The following is a 22,338-nucleotide window of genomic DNA, read 5'->3' as shown; positions in this document are numbered from 1 at the left end:
TCCGTGACGCTTCAGTCCCGAAGCAGGCTATAGAGCAGATCGAAGAAGCGGTCGGCGTCGACTTCGGTGCAGATATGCGCGTTATCGGGCTCGCCGCGTTCCTTCCAGAAGTCGGCGACGGTCGCGCCGAATGCATAAGTGCCTGCAAGATCGACGCCGATATGCGCAGCGCGGGTGCGCACCAGCGTCGGATCGATGATGAGCGCCAGGGCGAGCGGGTCGTGCAGCGCGCCGCCGACGCCCATCGAACCCCGATGCAGCTTTTCGTAGAACAGCAGCCAGTCGTTGACCACGCGGCCGAGCTCGGTGTCGATCTTGCGGAACTCGGCATATTGCGGCTCTTCGACCAGCACCTGCATCGTGACATCGAGGCCGACCATGGTCAGCTTGATGCCCGAATCGAGCACGATCTTCAGCGCTTCGGGATCGCAGAAGGCGTTGAACTCGGTCGGCGTGATGATCTCGCTCTTGCGATAGAAGACGCCACCCATCCAGGTGATGTCTTTGATCTTGTGCAGCAGTTCGGGATATTTCAGCACGAAGAGGCCGATATTGCAGAGCGGCCCCGTCGCGACGATGCGCAGCGGCTCGTCCTGCTCGCGCAGCGTCTTCGCGATGAAGTCGACGGCGTGCATCGGCTCCAGCGCCTTGGTTGCCATCGGCAGATAGGGCGAGCCCTCGAGGCCGCTCGGGCCATCGGCCGTGCCGAGCACCAGCGGCCGTGCGAGCGGGCGATAGCAGCCAGCCGCGACCGGCACATCGCCGGCACCGATGAATTCGAGAATGCGCAGCGTGTTGGAGACGCATTTGTCGAGTTCGGCATTGCCGCAGGTGACGGTGACGCCGAGAAGGTCGATTGCCTCCGAGCGATGCGCCATCACCAGCGCGATGGCATCGTCATGGCCGGGATCGCAATCGAGGATGATCGGCGTCGGACGAACGGGCGTGGTGGCTGTCATGGTCATCGTCCGTCCCTCAGGCCGCCTGGTACAATGCGATGGTCTGCTTGAACAGCTGCATGAAGCGCCGCCCGTCGATATCGGTGCAGATTCGGGTGGTCTTCAGTCCGCCGCCCGGCAGCAATTGCCGTCCGCGATAAGCGACCGTCTGGCCGCGCGCCAACCTTCCGTCGAGCACCACGTCGCAATAGAGCGGCTCGGTCATGGTGCAAAGGCTCGGATCGAAGGCGAGCGCCACCGTGATGATGTCGTCCATCGGGAACCCGACGAGATCGAAGAACTCGCGCCAGATATCGATATAGATTGGGAAGGTCTCGCGGATCATCGCGAGCACCGGATGATTGCCAGCCCCCTCCAGATCGGCAAGATCGTCGCGCGTCATCATGGAGGCCGCAGCGCGGTTGTCTTCGCAGACGTCGAGCGGCACGAGGATCGTGTCGACGCCCTGGTTCAGGACCACCCGCGCCGCTTCCGCATCAGCCCAGATATTGTATTCCGACAGCGGCGTGATGTTGCCGGGCGTCACGAAATTGCCGCCGAGGAGCACGAGGCGCTTCACGTTGTCCTTGAGGCGCTCTTCCTGCAGGAAGGCCATGGCAAGATTGGTCATCGGGCCAGTCGCGACCAGCGTGATCTCGCCGGGCGAGGCCATCACTGTATCGATGATGAAATCGGCCGCGTGCTTTGCAATCGGCGCCGTCACGGGCTTGGGTGCCGGCGGGTTGAATTTCTTCAACCGGTCGCCGAAGCGGGCCGTCAGCCGCTTCTCGAAATGAACCGGTGCCTCCATGTCGGCCTTGGCGTTGCCGACAATCGGCCGCCACGCGCCCTTGGCCACGGGAATGTCACTCCGGCCGGCAAGCGCCAGCGTGTTGAGCACGACATTGGTCACCTGCTCGATCGGACCGGCGGCCCCGGTGCAGGTCGTGACGCCTTCGAGCTTCAGCTGCGGCGAGACGGCGGCAAACAGCACGGCGAGGATGTCGTCGCCCGCCGAATCGACGTCGAGAATGATGCGTTCCATTAGGGTTCCCTCGCCAGTGCAGGCGGTTCAGCGGCGGATGGTGGCTTGACGGAGAGCGCTCGGCCCATCGAGGCGAGCGTCTCTTGGATGATGCGTGGGCGCGCACGATAGGACAGGGCGAACAGTGCGGCGAGTGCCACGACATAGGGCACGGCCAGCACGAGATAGGACGAAACGCCGAAGGTCTGCAGGCGCAGCGACAGCGCGTCGGAGAAACCGAACAGCAGGCATCCGGCGAGGATGCGCTTGGGATCGCCAGCCGAGAAGATCAGGATCGCCACCGCCATGAACCCACGGCCAGACGACATGTTTTCGGTGAACATCGTCGTATAGCCGAGCGAAAGATGCGCGCCGGCAAGGCCCGCGAAGACGCCGCAGAGCAGCGAGGCGGTGTAGCGGATCTTCGCGATCGAGATGCCGAGCGCTTCGGCGGCCTCGGGCTTTTCGCCGACGACGCGGATATAGAGTCCGAGCTTCGTTCGCTTGTAGAAAAGAATGAACAACGGCACGGCGAGGAAGGCGACATACACAAGCGGCGTGTAGCCGGAGATCATCTGGCCAAACCAGCCCATTTCCTTGGCGAAAGGAATGCGTAACACCGGCAGGCCGACAAGGCCATGGCCGAAGATGGAGCCGCGCGTGCCGAAGATGGCCTTCAGCAGCGAGACTGTCATGCCGCCGGCCAGGATGTTGAGCGCGAGGCCGACGACCACCTCATTGGCACGAAAGGTGACGACGAGGAGCGCGAAGATGAAGGCCAGAGCCAGCGCCGCTGCCACGCCGCAGAGCAGGCCAATCCAGGGCGATCCGGAAAAGATCGTGCCGATCACCGCGAAGAAGGCGCCAAGCAGCATCTGGCCTTCGAGGCCGATATTGAAGATGCCCGCGCGCGTCGTGAACGAGCCGCCGAGCGCGACCAGAAGGATCGGCGCGGTGGTGCGCAGCGTCGCGACGATGAGCGCGACATTGAACATCCGCTCTAGAATTTCCATCGGCGCTCTCCAGCGGAACTATCGGTCGCGCGGCGGCGAACGAGGATCTGGGCCGAAACGGCGAGGATGATCAGCGCCTGGATGACGGTGATGATCTCGCGTGAGGCGGTGGTATCGACCTCAAGCAGCAGCGAGCCGCTCCTGAGCGCGCCAAAGAACAGCGCAGTCACGATCGTGCCGAGCGGATTTCCGTTGGCGAGCAGCGCTGCGATGACGCCATCAAAGCCGAAGCCGGGCGCAAAACCTTCCATGAAGCGATGATGCACGCCGAGCGACTCGATCCCGCCGGCAAGACCGCCAACCGCGCCCGAGGCGAGCATCAGGAAGAAGGTCTGCTTCTTGATATCGATGCCGCCATATTCGGCGAATTTCGGGTTGGCGCCCATCTCGGTCACCGCATAGCCGCGGGCCGTCCGGGTGAAGAAGAAGTGGGCCCCGATGGCGAGCACCAGGCCGATAACGAGGCCCCAGTTGGCGCGGGAAAAGGAGAACAGCTGGGGAAGGTAGGCGCTCTCCAGGATCGGCGGCGTATCAGGGGCGCCGCCCGCGCGCTTGAAGATGTTGATGGTGAGATAGGAGGTGATCAGCACCGCGACATAGTTGGCGAGGATCGTCGAGACGACCTCGTTGGTCTGGTAGCGGGCGCGGAAGAAGGCCGGAATGGCGACCCAGGCCAAGCCCGCGAAAGCCGCGAAGCCGAGACCGGCCATGACGTGCAGCACCGGCGGCATTTCGAATGAGAAGCCAATCCATGTCGCCGCGAAACCGCCCATGAAGAGCTGGCCTTCGATGCCGATATTGAACAGGCCGCCGCGCAATGAGATGCACGCCGCGACGCCGCAGATCAGGATTGGCGTCGTCTGCAGCAGCGTGCCGAGGATGCGCTCGGGATTGCCGAAGGCACCGTCGAGCAGCGTCAGCAGAACGTGGAGCGGGCTTTCGCTGACCGCGAGGATCACCATGGCGCCGAGCGCAAGCGCGATCATGATGGCGAGCGCCTGCCCGCTGAGGGCGGAAATGCGATCGTTCACGAGGCCATCTCCCGCTCGACATGATGACCATGCTCGTCGACGCCGGCCATGAGGAAGCCGAGCCGCTCCTCCGAGACCGCGCCGCCGTCGAGATCGCCCATGATGCGGCCGGCAAACATCACCAGGATGCGGTCGGCAAGCGCGATCAGTTCGTCGAGCTGAACCGAAATGAGCAGGATCGCCCTGCCCGCCTCGCGCTGGCGCATGATCTCGGTATGGATCGCCTCGGTGGCCCCGATATCGACGCCGCGTGTCGGCTGGTCGATCAGCAGGCAGCGCGCATCGCCGGAAAATTCGCGCGCCAGCACGACCTTCTGGATATTGCCGCCCGAAAGGCTCTTCACCGGAGCGGCGGCACTGCGCGTGCGGATATCGAAGCGCTCGATGAGCGCCTTCGACTGGTCGGCGAGATAGCCGCGATTGATGATGCCGCCGCGCGACCAGGGCGCCTTGTCCTGTCGCCCCATCAGCAGATTGAGCGAGACGCTGGCGTTGCGATCGACACCGCGCACGAGACGATCACCGGGCACATGAGCAACGCCGGCGCCGCGAATGGCGCGGGCGGAAAGTCCGGTCAGCGGCGTCTCGCCCAGCCTGACGCTTCCATGCGTTGATGGCCGAAGCCCTGACAGGACCTCGGCGAGTTCGGTCTGGCCGTTGCCGGCGACGCCGGCTATGCCGACAATCTCCCCGGCGCGCACATCGAAGGAAACGCCGTGCAGGGCATGGAGACCACGATCATCGCGCGCCCAGAGATCGTCTACGGCGAGAACACGCGATCCGGACACAGGTCCGCGAGGCCGACGATCGAAGGAAACCAGCCGCCCGACCATCATCTGGACGAGATCCGACTTGGTGAGTTCAGCCGTCGGCCGCGTCGCGACCTCCTTGCCGTGACGGAGCACCGTGACCGTATCGGAAACCTCCATCACCTCTTCCAGATGGTGCGAGATGAAGAGGACGGTCATGCCCTTGGCGACGAAGCCGCGCAGGGTTTCAAAGAGGTCGCGGCTCTCCTGGGGTGTGAGCACTGCCGTCGGCTCGTCGAGAATGATCGTGCGTGCGCCCCGCACCAGAACCTTCAGGATCTCGATGCGCTGTTCGATGCCGACCGAAAGCAAGCCGACCCTCTCGGTCGGATCGACCTTGAGACCAAACTGGCGCGAAAGCTCGGCCGTCCGCGCGATCTGCGCTGCATGGTCGATAAGGCCGCCCTTCAGAATCTCCATGCCGAGAAAGACATTGTCCGCGACGGTCAGCGAGGGCACGAGCTTGAAATGCTGATGCACCATGCCGATGCCGTTGGCGATGGCTGCGGCGGGATTGGGAAGGACGACGGGCTTCTCGTCGATGAGAATCTCGCCCTCGTCCGGCTGTAACAGGCCGAACAGGACGTTCATCAGCGTCGTCTTGCCGGCGCCGTTCTCACCAATGATGGCATGAATGCTGCCACGCTTGACGGCAAGATTGACGCCTTCATTGGCGACGAAGCTGCCGAAACGCTTGGTGATCGATCTGAGCTCTATGGCGCGGGGCATAGGGGCGATGACCAAATGAGGAAAGTCGGCCCGGCGTCAGGCGCCGGTCTGCCGATGACATTGACGTCTTTCCAGACGAAGCTCCGTCCCCCGGCGAAGGCCGGGGCCAGCAACACGGGCCGCGCAAAGCGTGCACCGTCGGTGTTCCTGGATCCCGGCTTTCGCCGGGATGACGGATCAATCTCGTCCGAAAGAGCGAATCCGTTCGGAGTCGCGGTTCGCCTACTTGACCGTCGGCACCACGATCTTGCCGTCGATGACTTCGGTCTTGAGGGCTTCGACCTTCGCCTTGACCTCGGCGGGGATTTTGTCCTCGACCTTCGGGCAGAGCAGCAATTCGACACCGCCGGACTTCAGGTCATAGGTATGCGTCGAGCCCGGCTCGATCGTCTTGCCGTCCACGACATCCTTGACGAGATTGTAGACCGCGACGTCGCCGCGCTTCAGCATCGAGGCCATGACATGGCCGGGAGCAACGTCGCACTGGTCAACATCGACACCGATCGAATATTTGTCGGCGGCGGCGGAAGCCTGCAGCACGCCTTCGCCAGTCGGGCCAGCGACGTTGTAGACGATGTCCGCGCCCTGACCGTAGAGAGCCATGGTGAGCTCGCTGCCCTTGGCCGGATCATCGAACGTCCCGGCGAAGACGCTGTCGACGCGCACATCCGGCGCAGCAGCCTTGGCGCCCGCCTCATAGCCTCCGAGGAAATCGCGGATCACCGGGATGTCGCGGCCGCCTACAAAGCCGATCGCCTTGCCGTCGCCGAGCCCCTCGATCGCGCTTCCCTTCTCGGCCATCAGCGCCGAAAGCGCGCCAGCGAGAAACGAGCCCTGGTTCTGGGCGAAGTTCGCATAGACGATCTGCTTGGAATCGAGCACGCCGTCGATGAAGACGAACTTGGTGTTCGGATAGGCAGTGGCAGCCTTCTGCAACGCGTCGACGAGCTCCCAGCCCATCACGAAGACGAGATCGTATTCGCCCGACTTGCCGACATTGTTGAACTGCTCCTCATAGTCGAGGGCGCGGTTACCGGTGTCGATCAGCTTGACCTTAACGCCGAGATCCTTCTCGGCCTTCTTGAGGCCATTGACGATCGATACGCCGAAACCTTGTGCGAAATAGCCGGAAATGGCGGCGACCGACACTTCCTTGGCGGAGGCTGCCGTGGCGGCGAACGCGAGCGCCGATGCACCGCAGACCGCGATAAGACGACGAGACCAACTGGACATGACGACCCAAACCCCTGGTGTTGGAGAATACGCCCTCGTTTCGCGAGGCGCGCCACCGCAGATGCCATCGGCCGGCTGATTTCCCTGCACCGGATCCGATATCGTTGATGGTCTAACAATCCTGAATGAGATTTGGCGCTTGTCAATCGCGTTCGCTGCCCAAGCTTGCAGCAAGACGGGCCAATGCACAGGCAGAGCAAGCCAGGATCCATTGAGACAGCGTTCACGACGGTGATTTTCGGCAGCTTTCTCCTGCGCTTCGTCTTCGAAGAGCGCGCGTCAGCAGGCTGACGCGATGCTCAGATGCGAGGCATGCGACGTCTTCCCCAGCAGCGTTGTTTAAATTTTGATCCCGAAACGGAAGCGATTGCGCATTTTATCGGCGTGAACAGGCAATTGACAAAATGCAAATCCGGCGCACAGGATTGTTAGACCATCAACGAATTGGTCTCGGGCGCAGGCCTCGTAGTCGGCCCCGAATTGGCTGGAACGGAGAGTCAAATGCCAATCAAGCAGGGAACGGTTCGTCGCTCATCACGGAGCTCGATCGCCGGCATCATGTTCGCGGCGATCCTCGGCCTTGGTCTCGCGGGGTCGCCGGCATTCGCCGATGGCATCACGCTGAAGGTCTTCGGCGGCTCCTCGCTGGACAAGCTTGCGCCACGGCAGGCGCCGGATGTTCAGGCCAAGATCCAGCAGGACGTCATCGACGGCTTCCTGAAGGCCAATCCGGATGTCAGCGCCGTCGAATGGGACGCGCAGGGCCCGCAAGGCGACGCCATCCAGCGTCTGATGACCGCGCGCATGGCGGACCAGGAGATGGACCTCATCGCCTGCCCCGCCTTCTACACCAACGGCGCCTATGTCCGCCGCAAGCTGGTGATGCCGATCACCGACAAGATCAAGCCCTTTCAGGACCGGATCGACGCAGCAGCGCTCGGCGCCTTCACGATCAACGGCGAAGTCTATGGCGTTCCGATCTCGACGCTGTCGACCTCGACGATCTTCTACAATGTCGACCTGTTCAAGAAGCTCGGCATTCCGGTTCCGCCGACCTATGACGACCTGAAGGCTGCGGTGCCGAAGTTCAAGGAAGCGGGCATCATTCCGCTGCTGCACCAGGGTTCCAACACGGTCATGTGGCCGATGTGGTATTTCGAGACGCTGTCCCAGGCCACCGGCGATGCCGTCGGCAAGACGCAGAAGAATCTCGAAGGCACCGCCAAGTTCTCCGACCCGTCTGACGTCGAAGCCTTCGCGCTGATCAAGCAGTGGGTCGATGACGGCATCCTGTCCAAGGATTCGCTGGCGGTCGACATGGACGGCATGCGCGCCGCGTTCGCATCGGGCAAGAGCGCGATGTATTATGGCGGCACCTGGGAGGTCCCCTCGCTGCAGTCGAGCGTCAAGGACTTCAAATGGGGCGTCTTTGCCTTCCCGAAGATGGACGGCACGACCGGCGCACCCGGCCATGGCGGCGGTGCTGACAACGGCATCTGCATCTCCTCCTCGATCAAGCCCGAGAAGCTCGATGCGGCTATCCGCTTCGTCAGCTATCTGACGCAGCCCGAGGTCGCCTCGCTCTATCTCGCCCCCGAGCAGCCGATCGCTGCCTCCATCAAGGGCGTGCCGCAGATCGAGGACGCCTATGCCGTCGAACTGCGCAAGGATGCCTTCCCCGCGACGATCAAGTTCCTCGACTGGATCTGGCCGTCGGAAGTCTCCACCGCGACCGCCTCGGCCATTGCCGGTGTCGTCGGCGGCACGACCACGCCGGAAGCGGCTGCCCAGTCGATCCAGGCCGTCTTCGACGATCTGAAGGCGCAGGGCCAGTGGCCGCCGAAGTAAGGCGCCTGTGACCAGGGCTGCTCCGGCCATGCCGGGGCAGCCTCCTTCTGACAACGCGGGCGGCATCCCTCTCTGGGACGCGCCTTACCCCTTCCTCGCAGTAACTGAGAGCGCCATGACCGCATCCCGGGCCGAACGGCAGAAATTCTCGATCGGTTATCACCTGAACAGCTGGGACCTCGCCGGCCTGCCGCTGACGCCTGCGATCGAATTCCTGGCAAAGCAAGGCTTCGGCTGGTTCGAGATCCTGGCCTTCACAAGCCTTTCCGACCAGTATGCCCGCAAATATATGCAGCTCGGCAACCAGGCCCCGATGGGCGTGACGACCGACACGGACATCCTGCGCCGCTATGCGCTGCTGTCCGAGGCGCAGAGCGCCTACGGCATCAACCTTTCCTCTCTCTATGTGAATGCGATCTTCACCAATCCGGTCGCCTGGGAGTATGAGCGCGACGTTCTCGTGGCGCTTGCCCGCCTCCTGAAGGGTTTCGGCGCCCCGGTGCTTGTGCTCGGCGGCGGTCCCTCGGAGGGCATTGCCGGCCCGCACTCGGCCGAAGATTACAAGGCGTTCTGCCGTTCGCTTGAGGATATCGGCCGGCGGACGCATGATCTCGGCATCGAGACGGTCTATCACCCGCATCTCGACACCTTCGTCGAGCGGCGCGATCAGCTCGACCGGATGATGGACGAACTCGACACGCGCCATGCCGGGCTCTGCATCGACCCGGCCCATCTCGCGCACACCAACTCCGATCCGGTCGGCACGCTGAAGACATACATGTCGGCAGTGCGCTACATGCACCTGAAGGACACGCGCGTCGATCCGGCCCTCAAGGGCTATGACCGCTATGCCGCCTTCTGCGAGCTCGGCGCCGGCGTGGTCGATCTCCCCGGCCTTGTCGATGTTCTGCTCGACGCCGACTATTCCGGCCTCGCGATCATCGAACTCGACGCATCGCAGAAGACTGCCGAACAATCGACGCTCGAGAGCATCGCCTATGTTCGCGACACGCTCGGCCTCGTGCTCACGCCGCAAAAGACCGCGGCATGAGCGCGGCGCCGGCTCCGTCAGCGGAAGCCGGTGCAGGCCGGAGCGTCCTCCTCCCGGGGCGCTCCGGCCGAACCGGCCGGGCGCCGTCGGGCGACGGGCTCGTCGCCGCGGCGATGATCCTGCCGGCGGCCATCCTGTTCGGCCTCTTCTATATCTGGCCGTTCGCGAGCGGCTTCTGGCTGTCCCTGCACAGCTGGGACGGCTTCTCGCCACCGGTCTTCATCGGCCTCGGCAATTATATCCGCCTCGCGAGCGACAAGATCTTTCTCGGTGCTCTCGAAAACAACGTCATCTTCGTCGTCGCCATCCTGATCCTGAAGAATGTGCTCGGCCTCGGCCTCGCATTGCTGCTCAATCGGGCACTGATCGGCCGCTCCTTCTTCCGTGCGGCGGCATTCGTGCCGGTGACCATGTCCTTCGTCGCCGTCGGCCTGCTCTGGTCATGGATCTACAATCCCGTCTTCGGGCTGCTGAATGCCGGGCTCGACCTCTTCGGCCTCGGTTTCCTCAAGCATTCCTGGCTCGGCGATGCCAATACCGCGCTTTATGCCATCATCGCGGTCGATGTCTGGAAATGGCTCGGCTTCCATGGCGTGATCTATCTCGCCGGCCTGCAGACCATCCCTGTCGAACTCTATGAATCCGCGACGATGGACGGCGCCGGACGCTTCCGCCGCTTCTGGCACGTGACGCTGCCGCTCATCATGCCGATCGTCTTCATCAACTCGATCCTTGGCCTTTCCGGCGCCTTCGTGCGCAATTTCGACATCGTCTATGTGCTGACCAAGGGCGGACCGAACCATGCCACCGAGGTAGCCCTGACCTATATGATGACGAAGGCCTTCCAGGACGGCGCGATGAGCTACGCCTCCGCCATGGGCTATGTGCTGTTCATGATCGTCGGCCTCGCCTGTGTCGGTCTGCTCGCGCTGATGCGACGCCAGAGGCTCGCGCTATGAGCAACGCCCTCGCCTCATCACAGCCGCTTCGCCACCAGTCGCGGCAAGCCCGCTTTGCCGACACGCTCGCGGCGCTGGGTTGGCGCGGAATGGCCGAACTCGGCTTCGTCTATCTCGCGCTCTTCGTCGTGATGGCACAGACGATCTATCCGCTCTTCTGGGTGCTGTCCGGCTCGCTGAAGACCAAGCAGGAGGTGATCACCAATGTCTGGGGACCGCCGGCCGGTTTTGTCTTCGCAAACTACGCCGATGCCTGGCGGATCGCCGGAATGGGCTCGCGCATCCTCAACAGCGTCGGCATCACAGTGGCCGCGCTCGTCATCCTCGTGCTGGCGGCGACACCCTGCGCCTATGCGATCGCGCGGCTGAAATTTCGTGGCCGCATGGCGGTGACGGCGGCGATCGTGGCGGCGATGCTCGTGCCGCCGCAGGTGATGGCGATCCCGCTCTTTCTCGTCGCGCGCGATCTCGGCCTCATCAACAATCGCCTCGGCATCGCGGTCATCTATGCCGCGACGTCGTTGCCGCTTTCAGTGTTCATCCTGCGCAGCTTCTTCATGACGCTGCCCGCTGATCTCGAGGATGCCGCGCGTGTCGACGGCGCCGGGCGGCTCGCGATCCTCATCCATATCATGCTGCCCCTGATCCGCCCCGGCGTGGCGCTGGTGCTGATCTTTGGTTTCATCGAGATCTGGAACGACTTCTTCCTGGCCTTCCTGCTGCTGAGAAAGCCTGAACTCCAGACGATCCCGCTCGGCCTCGTCAGCTTCTTCCAGCAATATGACTCGCTCTGGAATCTCTATTTCGCCGCGCTGATGATCACGACGCTGCCCGTGATTGTCGTCTTTCTCCTGATGCAGAGGCAGTTCATCGCCGGGCTCACGGCCGGGGCGGTAAAGGGCTAACATGAACGACAAGGTGATCGGCGTCGGTGTCATCGGCTGTGGCGAGATCGCCCAGCTCATGCACCTCCCCTATATCCAGGAGCTGCCGGCGTTCCGCATCGCGGCGCTTTGCGACATCTCGGCGGGCGCGCTGGAAAAGCTCGGCACGCAATATGGCATCACGGCGCTCTATGACGATTATCGCGCGCTGATCGCCGATCCCGGCGTCGATGCGGTCGTCGTCTGCACCTATGACCATGTCGAGATCGTCTCGGCGGCGCTCGCGGCCGGCAAGCATGTCCTCGTTGAAAAGCCGCTCGCCTTCACGCCGGAGGAAGCGCGTCCCCTGGTCGAGCGGGCCGAGGCCAGCGGTCTCATTGCCATGGTCGGCTATATGAAGCTCTACGATCCGGGCTACGAAATCGGGCTTGAGAAGATCGCCGCCATCGGCAAGCCGCGCTCGATCCATATCCATGATTTCGCCGGCCGGTTCGACACCTATGGCAGCCTCTATACGCTGCACCGGGCGAACGACATTCCCGCCGACGTGATGGCGACCAGCCGTGCGAGCGCCAGCGGGCGCATCGAGGGGTCGCTCGGACCCGATCATGCCGGCTATGTCGGGCTCTATCTCCTGTTGCTGATGCTCGGCAGCCATGACCTTGCCGTGCTGCGCGGCGCCTTCGGCACCGAGGGCCGCGTGCGTTATGCCCAGCCTGTCGGTGAGGACCAGCTGCTTGCCGTGCTCGAATTCGGAGATGGCGTCCCCTGTCTGCTCGATATCGGCGTCGCTCACTACGAATGGTGGGATGAGTTCCTGCATGTCCATGGCGACAAGGACGAGGTCCGGATCCAGTTCCAGAACCCCTATTGGCGCCATGCGTCGGCTATCGTGAAGCTGCGCGAAGCGGCGGCGAGCGGCGAATCCGAGCGCATTCTGCCCGGCGTTCCCGACACCGCCTTCCGCCGCGAATGGAAGCATTTCGCCGACTGCATCCAGAACGGCACCAAGCCGCGCACGCCGCTCTCGGACGGTGTTGCCGACCTCGATCTCGCCGTCGCCATCATCAAGGCGATGCCGCCGAAACCAGCCTGAGAGGACTTCTCCATGCTCATCGCCCTCACCGGCTCGTCGGGACTGCTCGGCCGCGCCATCGCCGACGGGCTGATGGCGGCCGGGCATCAGGTGCGCGGCATCGACGCCGTGCTGCCAACAACGCAGCTGACCAGCCATCTCAATGTTGCGCTGGAGGATTTTGGCGCGACCGTCCAGGCACTGGCCGGCGCTGACGTCGTCGTGCATGCCGCCGCGATCCCGCGCCCGACCGGCCGCGTCGCGAGCGATGTCTTCTCCACCAACATGGCGCTCGCCTTCAACGTGGTCGAAGCCTCCGTGGTGCTCGGCATCCGCCGCCTCGTTTACGCATCATCCTTTTCCGTGCTCGGCTTCCCGTTCTTCGAGAAGCCGGTCGAACTCGATTATCTCCCGATCGACGAAGCCCATCCGCTGGCGCCGCAGGACGCCTATGCGCTGTCCAAGACGCTCGGCGAAGAGATCGTCGAGGCAGCCGTGCGGCGTGGCCGGCTCGATGCCGTCAGCCTGCGCATGCCGTGGATCCAGAGCGCGGCGACGTTCATGAAGGAGGTCGGGCCGCGGCGAGCCGGCGCCGAGTCCGGTCGCGATCTCTGGTCCTATATCGATGCGCGCGACGCCGCGTCCGGGTTCCGCGCTGCCGTCGAAGCCAAGACGACCGGCCATCTTCGCCTCTATCTCAGCGCCGCCGACACCTATAGCGAGACGCCGACCGAGCAGCTAATCCGCACCGCCTTTCCGTCCGTAACACTGAAGCGGACCATCGGGAGCCATGCGGCGGTCATCGACACCTCGGCCGCCCGCGCGGCGCTCGGCTTCGAGGCGCAGCATTCGTGGCGCGACTATTGAGGGAGGGTACAGCCGTGGGAAGCGGACGTTTCGACGGAAAAGTAGCGTTGGTCACTGGCGGCGCCGGAGCGATCGGCCTCGCCGCCTGCCGGCGCTTCGCCTCGGAGGGCGCCTCGATCGCCCTTGTCGACCGCGATCCGGAGCGGATCGAGAGCGCCGCCGCGATCCTTCGGGCCGCCGGCGTCAACCTCTTCACGGTTGAGGCCGATGTCGGCGACGAGGCGGCGGTGGCGGCGGCCATCGATGGCGCCGTCGAGACGCTCGGTCGGATCGACATCGTTTTCAATAATGCCGGCATTCCCGGCAAGGTGGCGCCGGTCTACGAGCTCTCGGCCGAGGACTGGGACGATATCGTGCGGATCAATCTGCGCGGCGTCTTCCTCGTCCAGCGCTATGCACTGCGGGCCATGATCGCGGCTGGAAATGCCGGCACCATCGTCAACATGGCGTCGTCGATGTCAGGCTGGGATGTGCTGGTTGGCGGCGCCGGCTATGCCTCGACCAAGCATGCCATTCTCGGTCTCACCAAGATCGCAGCCTTCGACGTCGCGCGCTACGGCATCCGCGTCAACGCCGTCTGCCCCGGCGTGATCGAGACGCGGCTCGGCGTTCCAGCCGGCGACGAGGCGGACTATCGCCGCGGCATCGAGCGCTTCGCCAATCGCATACCGCTGCGGCGCATCGGCCAGCCGGAGGATGTCGCCGCAGTGGTCGCCTTCCTCGCCTCCGACGACGCCCGCCATGTGACGGGCGTCGGCTGGCTCATCGACGGAGGCCAGACCATGCAGAGCTGGGCTAACGCGCCCGACGCAGAGGCCTATCCGCTGGCGCGCTGACGCGGCGCTTCAGGGGCGAAGCGCCAGGGCGTCGAACTCGGCCCAGGCGGCGTCGGGAATGGTCTCGCCGAACTGGTCGAGGTTGCGCTTCATGCTGGACGGCTTCGCGGTGCCGACCAGCACGGTCGCGACGACATCGCTCATCATCGGGAAGGCCATCGCGGCGCCGGCGAGCGAGATGCCGTATTTCGCGGCGATCGCCTCCATGCCGTTGACGCGGCGGACGATATCCTCGGACGGCGCCTCATAATCGAAATGCGCGCCTGGCTTGGCGCCGGTGGCGAGAATGCCGGAATTGAACACGCCGCCGATCACCAGCGAGGTTCCCGCCTCGCGGCAACGGGCCAGCAGATCCTTTTCCGCGCTGCGATCGAGCAGCGTGTAGCGGCCGGCAAGCAGAATGCAGTCGATCGGTGTGCGCGCCATCGTCTCGAGACAGACTTCAACCTCATTGACGCCGAGACCGATCGCCTTGACGGCCCCGCTCGACTTCAATTCGTCGAGCGCCTTCATGCCGCCATCCATCAAGTCGCGGAAGTGCCGTGCATTTTCCTCGGCGCCATGCGTCAGCACGCCGATATCATGCACGAACAGGATCTCGACGCGGTTGAGGCCGAGCCGCGCGAGACTGAACTCGACCGAGCGCATCACGCCGTCATAGGAATAATCATAATCGGCGCGGAAGGGCAGCGGATCGGCAAAGCCATAATCCGGCACCTCGTCTTCCGGAACCGCCTTGAGGAGGCGCCCGACCTTGGTCGAGACGACATAGCTGTCGCTCGGCTTGTCGCGCAGGAAATCGCCAAGCCGTCGTTCCGCCAGCCCATGGCCATAGCGCGGCGCGGCATCGAAATAGCGCACACCGCCGTCCCAGGCTGTCTGCAGCGTCGCCTCGGCATCGGCGCGGGTGACCGCCTGGTAGAGATTGCCGATGCCCCCGCAGCCAAACGACAGCGTCGTGACTTCGAGATCCGTCCGGCCGAGCCTGCGCTTCTCCACGTCGTCTTCTCCTGTGATGCGTGTGCGTTCATTTACCGATGAAGAGATCATTCGTGAAGAGCGACACGCCGGCCGCATCGCGCGAAACGTCGCAGCGCCGCCAAATTCGAAACGGAATGCTCCGACATAACCGATGCCGGGCGGATGAAAGCGCTTCCAACCCTGCCGACCGCCGCTTTTGGAATTTTCTTCCTTAACCTCGCGCTGACAGCTCGTTAGCTTTGCAGCCCATTCTCCGGGCGCAGCCGCCTTCGAGCCGGCCGCGCCACCGATATCTCTCGAGAGGGTTTGTGATGAAGAAGAGCATCCGTGCGCTGGCGCTCGTCGCCGGTCTCTCGATCATGGAATATGGCGGATGACGGCGACGCCGCTTTCTTGGCCCTGCCCCTTGTGGCAATGCCGCGGAAGGGGCTACTAGCGCCGATCGATGCGAAGCCGGCCAAGCCTTTCGCCCAAGTTCTTTCGCCAATGACCATCCTGAGACGAACCGAATTCCGACGACCGTGACCATCGCCCCGCCCTCTTCTGCTGCTTCGTTCGCTGTCGCCGTTTCCGGCGTCGAGAAGGCGTTCGGGCCGACGCGCGCGCTCGCCGGCGCCGACCTTGCGGTGCGTCCGGGCGAAGTCGTGGCGCTGATGGGCGCGAATGGCGCCGGCAAGTCGACGCTGGTCAAGATCATTTCCGGCTCGCTGATCCCCGACGCGGGCACGATCACGCTCGGCGGACGGACCGTTTCCTTCGCCAGCCCGCGAGAAGCCAAGGCGGCCGGCATCGCCACCGTGCACCAGGCGACGGATCAAGCCGGCGCCGCCGGGTTGACCGTCGCGGAAAACCTCCTGCTCGACGAGTTTTGCGGCCGCGGTCCTCTGTTCGTCTCCGGCCGATCGATCCGCAAGCGGGCGAAAGCGATCGCCGCAGCGCTCGATCTCGACTTGCCGCTCGACCGCGACTTCATCGATCTCCGCCCCGCTGAGCGGCAGTTGATCGCCATCGCGCGCGCCGTCGCCGCCAAGGCGTCCGTGCTGATCCTCGACGAACCGACATCGAGCCTCTCCACCACAGAGGCCGAACGGCTCTTCACCATCATCCGCCGGCTTGCCGCTGGCGGCATGGCGATCCTCTATATTTCGCACCGGCTCGGCGATCTCGCGGCGATTGCCGATCGCGCGGTGGTGCTGCGCGGCGGCGTCATCGTCGGCGAGTTCGCCCAGCCGATCGATTTTCCCGCCGCCGTCACCGCGATGATCGGCCGCCGGCTCGAAGCGGCGACACATGCGGGCGAAGGCTCGACCGCACCGGCCATTCTCTCCATTCGAAATGCCCGCCTCGTGTCGGGCGCGCGGCCGTTTGATCTCGATCTCCGCTCCGGCGAGGTTGTCGCCATCACCGGCACGCTCGGCTCCGGCAAGAGCCGGCTGTTGCGCGTGCTGTTCGGCCTGGCCGGGCTCGATTCGGGGACGGTGACGCTCGATGGCACGCCCTGGCTCTCCGCCGGTCCGGCGGCATCGATCGCCGGCGGCGTGTTCATGGTGGCAGAAGACCGCTGGGCAAGCTCGCTGCTGCCGCCGGAAACGCCGGGCGCCTCGATTGCCGGGACGATCGCCCTGCCGCATCTGCCGCGCTGGTTTCCGTCCGGCATTCTCGACACGGCCCGTGAGCGCGCGGTCGGGAACGACGCCATCCGCCGCCTCGGCATCAAGGCGAGGAATGCCGACGACACGCTCGACCAGCTATCGGGCGGCAATCAGCAGAAGGTGGTGCTTGCGCGCTGGCAGGCCGCGCCTTGCCGGCTGCTGCTGCTCGACGAGCCCTTCCAGGGCGTCGATGTCGGCGCCCGCGCCGATCTCATCGCCGCCATCCGCAACAGCCAGAGCGCCTCGGCGACGCTGATCGCGACCAGCGACACCGAGGAAGCGCTCGAAGTTGCCGACCGTATTCTCGTGATGCGTGACCATTCGCTTTTTGCAGCCGATGACGGCCATGGATCACTGGCGGCTGCGATCGGCAGCGTCGAGACGGCCGAGATCCACCAACCATGATGACTGAAGCCCGATGACCGATACCCTCGCCAATGCCGGCGCCCCGCCGCGTCGCACCGCCTTCGAGCTGGCGCGGCGCTATGCACTCTTCGTGCTGCTGGCCATCATGCTGGTCGGCTTCTGGTGGGCGCAGCCCGCCTTCATCAATTCCGCCAATCTGTTCTCGATCCTGCAGGCGGTCTCGGTCGTCGCCATTCTCGGCGTCGGCGTCTCGATCACCATGTCGGCCGGCGGCTTCGATCTTTCGGTCGGGTCCGTCGCCGCGTCCTCCGTCATGGCGGCGAGCTACGCGATGGTGGTGCTGCAGTTCGGCGCCGGCGAGGCCTTCGTGCTCGTGTTGCTGATGGGCGCGCTGATCGGCCTCGCCAACGGTCTGTTGATCGTGAAGGTCGGGGTGCCGGATCTCCTGGCGACGCTCTCGACCATGTTCCTGCTGGCGGGGCTGCAGCTGATCCCGACGGGCGGCCGCTCGATCACCGCCGGCATGATGCTCCCCGACGGATCGACGGCGAAGGGCGCCTATGATCCGGCCTTCCTGATCCTCGGCCGCTCGCGCCTCTTCGATGTTGTGCCGCTGCCGGTCGTCGTCATGGCGCTTGTCGCGGTCGTCGCCTGGTTCCTGATGGAACGCACGCGCTTTGGCCGCGTGTTCTACGCGATCGGCGGCAACGAAACGGCTGCGCATCTCGCGGGCGCGCCCACAAAGGCCTATCGCCTGTGGGCCTATGTGATCTCCGGCACGCTCGCCTCGCTCGGCGGGCTGATCATCGCCTCGCGCGTCGGCCGCGGCGACGTTTCCGCCGGCGCCTCGCTGCTGCTCGATGCCGTCGCCGCCTCGCTGATCGGCTTCGCCGTGCTCGACAAGCGCCGGCCGCATGTTCTCGGCACAGTGCTCGGCGCGATTTTCGTCGGCGTACTGCTGAACGGCCTAACCATGCTCAACGCGCCCTATTACACACAGGACTTCGTCAAGGGCGTCGTGCTGGTCGGCGCGCTGGCGCTGACCTTCGGGCTTGGCAAGCGGGCGCGATAGAGCGGCTCAGGCCCAGACGCGCTTCATCGGAAAGAGGTCCAGCTTTGTGTCGATCGATACGACCGACATGTCCTCGACCATCGCCTGAGCCGCCAATATCCGATCGAAGGGATCGCGGTGATCGAGCGGAAGAGCGCCGGCAGCGGTTGCATGCGCGGCATTGATGGGGAGCGGAATGAACCCACCCTGATCGCACACCATGTCAAAATCACTGGCCAATGCTTCCGTCTCTGGCCAGAGCCCTCGCTGAAACTTCAATGCAATCTCATAAGCGGAGATTGGGCTGACGAAGACGACATTCCGCAGGGACTGGATCTGCCAGAGAACCGGTTCTGGAAGCTGGGCCGACCCGGCCACGAACCAGACCAATGCATGCGTGTCCAGCAGCAGACGCAATCAGAGGCCCCAGGCCTTGATCTCTTCCTCATCGAGTGGCGCCAGCGCTTCCTCGAGCGACAACGAAACACTGCCCTTCAGTATGCCGAACGAGGACTTGCGGCGCAGAGCCATCTCATACAGGTGACGGTCGCGTCCGGCATCCGACGAGCCTTCGGACGGAACCTGCGGGTATTGCTCCGACTTCTTGGGCGCAGCCATAGCGGCATCCACCTGTGACAGACCTAATGCGTCACATATAGCATCTCACGCCCGCCGTATCACCCCTCCCGCACCGCCGCGACGATATCCGCCGGCGTCTTGAAGCTCGCCGGCTGCAGCAGGAAACGGCGGGCGAGGCGGATCGCCTTTTCCTCGAGCGGTGCGCGGCGCGCCGGGTCGGCGATCAATTCGAAATCGGCATTATGCGCGAAGCCGAGAATGCGCCGGATCGTCTTGACGCCGGCATAGCCGATCGCGTCGGCGAAGAGGCGATCGACAAAGGCCTTGCGCGCGCCAGCCAGAGCCTCCGCATCGCCCGGATTGGTGAACATGGCCGGCGGATAGGCGTCACCGCGCGCCTTGTCGTCCCAAAGGGCGAGGAAGCGGCTTGAGAACGTATCCCAGAACACCGGCACCTGGCTGAGCACCCATTCCGCCTCGGCCTTGCGGTCGTCGCCCGGAGTTGCGTGCCCCTCTTGCGCAATCGCGTTCATCACGAGATTGGCGATGAAGGCGCCGATATCGAAGCCGATCGGCCCGACAAAGGCGAATTCGGGATCCATGACGCGGGTATCGGTCTCGGTAACCATCACCGAACCGGAATGCAGATCGCCATGGATCAGCGCCTGCGCCTCCGTGAGGAATCGGCGGCCCCATTCGGCAACGGTGACCTTCAGGGCACTGTCGGCGCGGAATTCCTTCGCGAGGCCGTCAAGTTCCGGGCTGGTCCAGCGATTGCGGGGCGAATTGGCCAGCGGATCGGTGAAGACGACTTCGGCCGTGATGCGGATCAGCGAGGTGTTGCGCGCGAAGGTCGCCATCAACTCGGCCTTCTCCTCCAGCGTCGCGCCGAAGTCGGAGGTCGCGAAGGTAGCGCGGGCGGCGAACTCCGCCACTGCGGCTGCGGCGCCCGGATAGCGCCGGCCCTCGATCAGCCCCCGGCGCAGGATGATATGCGGCGACAGCCGCTCCATAACCAGCGCGTAAAGCTCGGGCTGGTAGTAGTAGAAGCGCGGCGTCAGCCCTTCCGAAACAGGCGCCACGGCGCGGTAATAGGACTGCTCGAAAAAGGCGCGGTCGAGCGGCAGCGGCCAGCTCTCTCCTGCGGCACGCACATAGGGCAGCGACTGCTTCACGCAAAGCGAGCCGTCGGGGCCATCGATCAGGAAAACGAGATTGAGATTGCCATCGCCAACTTCGACGATCGACCAGTCGGCGGGACGGCCGCCCAGGCGATCCCGAAGGTCGGGCAGGCCGGCGAGGAAATCGCGCAGCGAAGCATCATCAAGCGCGCGATAACCGGCGGGCGTGGCAAGCGTCATGGATTGATCTCTTCTTCAACGCAAACATCGCCCCTCTTGGATGAGGGGCGATGCGAACGGGTTCAAGCAAACGCGGATCGGCTTATTTGAAGGTCGCCTCGACCAGCTTGGCATAGTCGGCTTCGACGGCGTCGAGCGCCTTCACGACATCGGAATCGGCGCCGCCGAGCTTGGCGATATAGGCCTCGCCCTTCGGCTGCTTGTCCCATTCATTGCCGATGAACCGGGCCGTCGCGGTGCCTGAGCCGGAGATGGTTGGCTTGGGCGGTCCGAACTCGCTCGCCGCCTTGGTCAGGCCGGCGAGGAATGCCGCATTGTCGAGGCCGCTGTAAGGCTTGCCGTCGTCGCCGACGACGTTAAGGAAAATCTGGTCGTCGCCGAAGGCCGTGTAGCCGCCGCCGAGACCTTTGTCGACCGACGCCGCCTTCTCAAAGAAAGCCTGCGCGACCTTGTCGTCGAGCGTGTTGTCCGGAAAGGTCACCACGACATAGCCGGTGGTCGCATTCTCGTCGTCGAGGCCGGAGACCAGCACGCTGTACTGGCGGAAGACATAGCCGAGGCCGGCGGCGAAGCGGTCGGCCTCGTCGCCGGAGATTTCGGCCTCCGTCTGGAGGGAGGCGTTGGTCTTCAGGAGATAGCCGCCCGGGGTCACTTCAGTGTCGAGATCGTTGGAATCGATGCCGACCGCATCAGCGATCTTCGGCACGATTTCCTCGAGCGCCTTGGCCGCAAAGGCCGCGCGGTCGGCATAGCCGGCCGCTTCCAGCTTCGGCAGGTCGAAGCCGGCCGAGGGGGTCGCCTCATAGGAAATGAGGTAGCTGTCGGGTTCGTCGGCGAGCGCACCGCCCGCCGCGAACACGGCCAAGGAGGCCGCGAGGGCCGCCTTGCCGATTGAGGATCGAAGCCGAAACTGGGATCGAAGACTCTGAATCACGCGGGCCCCCTTGGCTTTGGCGAGACTGCTCTGGCTTACTTTGCTGCCGGAATCCACGCCGCAGTCGCTGCGTCGCTCTTTCCGAAGGCCGGCAGCTTAGCGTCCAAATCCTCAACCGTCTTGATGGCGTTGTCGCGCAGGTCCTTCTGCGTGATCAGGACCGGCTTGACGACGATGTTGTGGCCCGGATCCTCGCCGGCAATCAGCTTTGCGACGGCTCGCACCGAAACCTGGCCGACGACGGCCGGGTTGGTGGCGGCGGTGGCGACCCAGGGGCTGCCCTCGGCGGCGATCTCGGTGATGTCGGCGGTAGAGACGTCGGCCGAGTAGATCTTCACCTTGTCGGAGATGCCGGCCTCGTCGGTGGCGAGCTTCACGCCGCGGGCGAATTCGTCATAGGGCGCGAACACGACGGTAATGTCGGGATTGGCCTGGAAGGCGGCCTTGGTCTGGTCGGCGGTCGAGGTGGCAGTGGTGTCGTTCACAGCGCCCCAGCGCGCCTTCTCGACGATGCCCGGGTTGGCCTTCTTGACCTCGTCCCAGATCTCGTTGCGGCGATCGAGCGGCGCGAAACCCGCGACATAGACATAGCCGGCATTGAACGCCGTGCCGTTATCGGCGAGCGCCTGGCCGAGCGCGGCCTTGGCAAGCTCGTGGTCGCTCTGCTCGACCTGCGGGATCTTCGGATTATCGAGATCGACGTCGAAGGCGACGACCTTGATGCCGGCGTCGAGCGCCTTCTGCGCGACGTCCTTCAAGGCCTCGGGCTGGCCGTGATCGATGATGATGCCCTGGACACCGAGATTGATCGCCTGCTCGACCTGCTCACGCTGCGCGGCGGCATCCTGACGGCCAGAGAAGATCTGAAGGTCGATGCCGAGCGCCTTGGCCTGCGCCTGCGCACCGGACTGATAGGCCTGGAAGAAGTCGCCGCCCGAAATGAAGGTGACCAGCGCAACCTTGACGCCGCCCTTGTCGAAGGGCGCGGGCGCACCGGCGATGCCCTCGCCGAAAGCCGGAGCGGCAAAGAGGCTGCCCGTGAGGAGCGTGGCGGCGGCCAGCCCCGAAAGAAGACGCTTCATGGATGTTTCTCCCGTTGATCTTGTCTTTGAGCCGG

The 22,338-nt window shown here is 64.4% G+C and carries 21 protein-coding genes; 9 read left to right on the top strand and 12 right to left on the bottom strand.

The genetic code is table 11. The features are described 5' to 3' along the window. Nucleotides 1-11 precede the first annotated feature (11 nt). From LB518_RS08005 to LB518_RS07980, 6 genes are all read right to left on the bottom strand, one after another. Complete coding sequence (locus tag LB518_RS08005; RefSeq protein WP_502845802.1) at nt 12-965, bottom strand: nucleoside hydrolase; 954 nt, start codon at nt 963-965, stop codon at nt 12-14. 10 nt (nt 966-975) lie between these two features. Then, nucleotides 976-1,983, bottom strand: a complete 1,008-nt coding sequence (locus LB518_RS08000; RefSeq protein WP_224575430.1) for a nucleoside hydrolase — start codon at nt 1,981-1,983, stop codon at nt 976-978. Continuing rightward, nucleotides 1,983-2,975 carry an ABC transporter permease gene (locus LB518_RS07995; protein WP_224575428.1) on the bottom strand — a complete coding sequence of 331 codons (993 nt, stop codon included), beginning with the start codon at nt 2,973-2,975 and terminating at the stop codon, nt 1,983-1,985. Before LB518_RS07995 ends, LB518_RS08000 begins: the two co-directional genes overlap by 1 nt. Continuing rightward, complete coding sequence (locus tag LB518_RS07990) at nt 2,963-4,006, bottom strand: ABC transporter permease (RefSeq protein ID WP_224575426.1); 1,044 nt, start codon at nt 4,004-4,006, stop codon at nt 2,963-2,965. Before LB518_RS07990 ends, LB518_RS07995 begins: the two co-directional genes overlap by 13 nt. Continuing rightward, entirely contained in the window at nt 4,003-5,544 is a 1,542-nt protein-coding gene (locus LB518_RS07985; protein ID WP_224575424.1) for an ABC transporter ATP-binding protein, read from the bottom strand. The genes LB518_RS07990 and LB518_RS07985 overlap by 4 nt, the downstream gene beginning before the upstream one ends. Nucleotides 5,545-5,766: 222 nt before the next feature. Further along, nucleotides 5,767-6,777 carry a BMP family lipoprotein gene (locus LB518_RS07980; RefSeq protein ID WP_224575421.1) on the bottom strand — a complete coding sequence of 337 codons (1,011 nt, stop codon included), beginning with the start codon at nt 6,775-6,777 and terminating at the stop codon, nt 5,767-5,769. A gap of 501 nt (nt 6,778-7,278) precedes the next feature. Between LB518_RS07980 and LB518_RS07975 the strand changes: the two genes are divergently transcribed. The 7 genes from LB518_RS07975 (at nt 7,279) to LB518_RS07945 (ending at nt 14,297) form a co-directional block, all read left to right on the top strand. After that, a complete protein-coding gene (locus LB518_RS07975) occupies nt 7,279-8,625 on the top strand; it encodes an ABC transporter substrate-binding protein (protein ID WP_224575409.1) in 1,347 nt (448 codons plus the stop codon). Between the two features lie 115 nt (nt 8,626-8,740). Continuing rightward, nucleotides 8,741-9,676 carry a sugar phosphate isomerase/epimerase family protein gene (locus tag LB518_RS07970; RefSeq protein ID WP_224575407.1) on the top strand — a complete coding sequence of 312 codons (936 nt, stop codon included), beginning with the start codon at nt 8,741-8,743 and terminating at the stop codon, nt 9,674-9,676. Further along, a complete protein-coding gene (locus LB518_RS07965) occupies nt 9,673-10,635 on the top strand; it encodes a carbohydrate ABC transporter permease (protein WP_224575405.1) in 963 nt (320 codons plus the stop codon). The genes LB518_RS07970 and LB518_RS07965 overlap by 4 nt, the downstream gene beginning before the upstream one ends. Next, on the top strand, nt 10,632-11,540 hold the full coding sequence (locus LB518_RS07960; RefSeq protein WP_224575402.1) for a carbohydrate ABC transporter permease: 909 nt from the start codon (nt 10,632-10,634) through the stop codon (nt 11,538-11,540). The genes LB518_RS07965 and LB518_RS07960 overlap by 4 nt, the downstream gene beginning before the upstream one ends. Before the next feature lies 1 nt (nt 11,541). Then, entirely contained in the window at nt 11,542-12,615 is a 1,074-nt protein-coding gene (locus tag LB518_RS07955; RefSeq protein WP_224575400.1) for a Gfo/Idh/MocA family protein, read from the top strand. 12 nt (nt 12,616-12,627) lie between these two features. Further along, on the top strand, nt 12,628-13,461 hold the full coding sequence (locus LB518_RS07950) for an NAD-dependent epimerase/dehydratase family protein (RefSeq protein WP_224575397.1): 834 nt from the start codon (nt 12,628-12,630) through the stop codon (nt 13,459-13,461). A 47-nt stretch (nt 13,462-13,508) separates the two neighbouring features. Beyond that, the gene (locus tag LB518_RS07945; protein WP_286198607.1) at nt 13,509-14,297 is read left to right on the top strand and encodes an SDR family NAD(P)-dependent oxidoreductase; all 789 of its coding nucleotides are present in this window, start codon (nt 13,509-13,511) and stop codon (nt 14,295-14,297) included. A 9-nt stretch (nt 14,298-14,306) separates the two neighbouring features. Here the strand turns inward: LB518_RS07945 and LB518_RS07940 are convergent, their stop codons facing one another. Beyond that, nucleotides 14,307-15,296: an aldo/keto reductase gene (locus LB518_RS07940; RefSeq protein WP_224575392.1), complete on the bottom strand. Its 990-nt coding sequence runs from the start codon at nt 15,294-15,296 to the stop codon at nt 14,307-14,309. A 503-nt stretch (nt 15,297-15,799) separates the two neighbouring features. On the opposite strand from LB518_RS07940, the gene LB518_RS07935 reads away from it, so the two are divergent. Beyond that, nucleotides 15,800-17,335 carry a sugar ABC transporter ATP-binding protein gene (locus LB518_RS07935; RefSeq protein WP_224575390.1) on the top strand — a complete coding sequence of 512 codons (1,536 nt, stop codon included), beginning with the start codon at nt 15,800-15,802 and terminating at the stop codon, nt 17,333-17,335. Between the two features lie 13 nt (nt 17,336-17,348). Next, on the top strand, nt 17,349-18,368 hold the full coding sequence (locus LB518_RS07930; RefSeq protein ID WP_224575388.1) for an ABC transporter permease: 1,020 nt from the start codon (nt 17,349-17,351) through the stop codon (nt 18,366-18,368). Between the two features lie 6 nt (nt 18,369-18,374). Here LB518_RS07930 and LB518_RS07925 read toward each other — a convergent pair whose 3' ends face one another. The 5 genes from LB518_RS07925 to LB518_RS07905 all read right to left on the bottom strand — a co-directional run bounded on the left by LB518_RS07925 (nt 18,375) and on the right by LB518_RS07905 (nt 22,303). Then, complete coding sequence (locus LB518_RS07925; RefSeq protein WP_224575379.1) at nt 18,375-18,764, bottom strand: type II toxin-antitoxin system VapC family toxin; 390 nt, start codon at nt 18,762-18,764, stop codon at nt 18,375-18,377. Beyond that, nucleotides 18,765-18,965 carry a hypothetical protein gene (locus LB518_RS07920; protein ID WP_224575377.1) on the bottom strand — a complete coding sequence of 67 codons (201 nt, stop codon included), beginning with the start codon at nt 18,963-18,965 and terminating at the stop codon, nt 18,765-18,767. Between the two features lie 59 nt (nt 18,966-19,024). After that, the gene (gene mtnK, locus LB518_RS07915; protein ID WP_224575375.1) at nt 19,025-20,287 is read right to left on the bottom strand and encodes an S-methyl-5-thioribose kinase; all 1,263 of its coding nucleotides are present in this window, start codon (nt 20,285-20,287) and stop codon (nt 19,025-19,027) included. Nucleotides 20,288-20,369: 82 nt separating this feature from the next. Beyond that, nucleotides 20,370-21,221, bottom strand: coding sequence for a hypothetical protein (locus tag LB518_RS07910; protein ID WP_224575373.1), 852 nt, complete (start codon nt 21,219-21,221; stop codon nt 20,370-20,372). A 35-nt stretch (nt 21,222-21,256) separates the two neighbouring features. Further along, entirely contained in the window at nt 21,257-22,303 is a 1,047-nt protein-coding gene (locus LB518_RS07905) for a substrate-binding domain-containing protein (protein ID WP_224575371.1), read from the bottom strand. Between the last annotated feature and the right edge of the window lie 35 nt (nt 22,304-22,338).

Origin of the sequence: Mesorhizobium sp. BR1-1-16 (genome assembly GCF_020165495.1) — a bacterium.
GTDB lineage: Bacteria > Pseudomonadota > Alphaproteobacteria > Rhizobiales > Kaistiaceae > Kaistia.
Note: the sequence above shows the minus strand (reverse complement) of the source record. Positions and strands in the feature narration are given on the sequence as shown.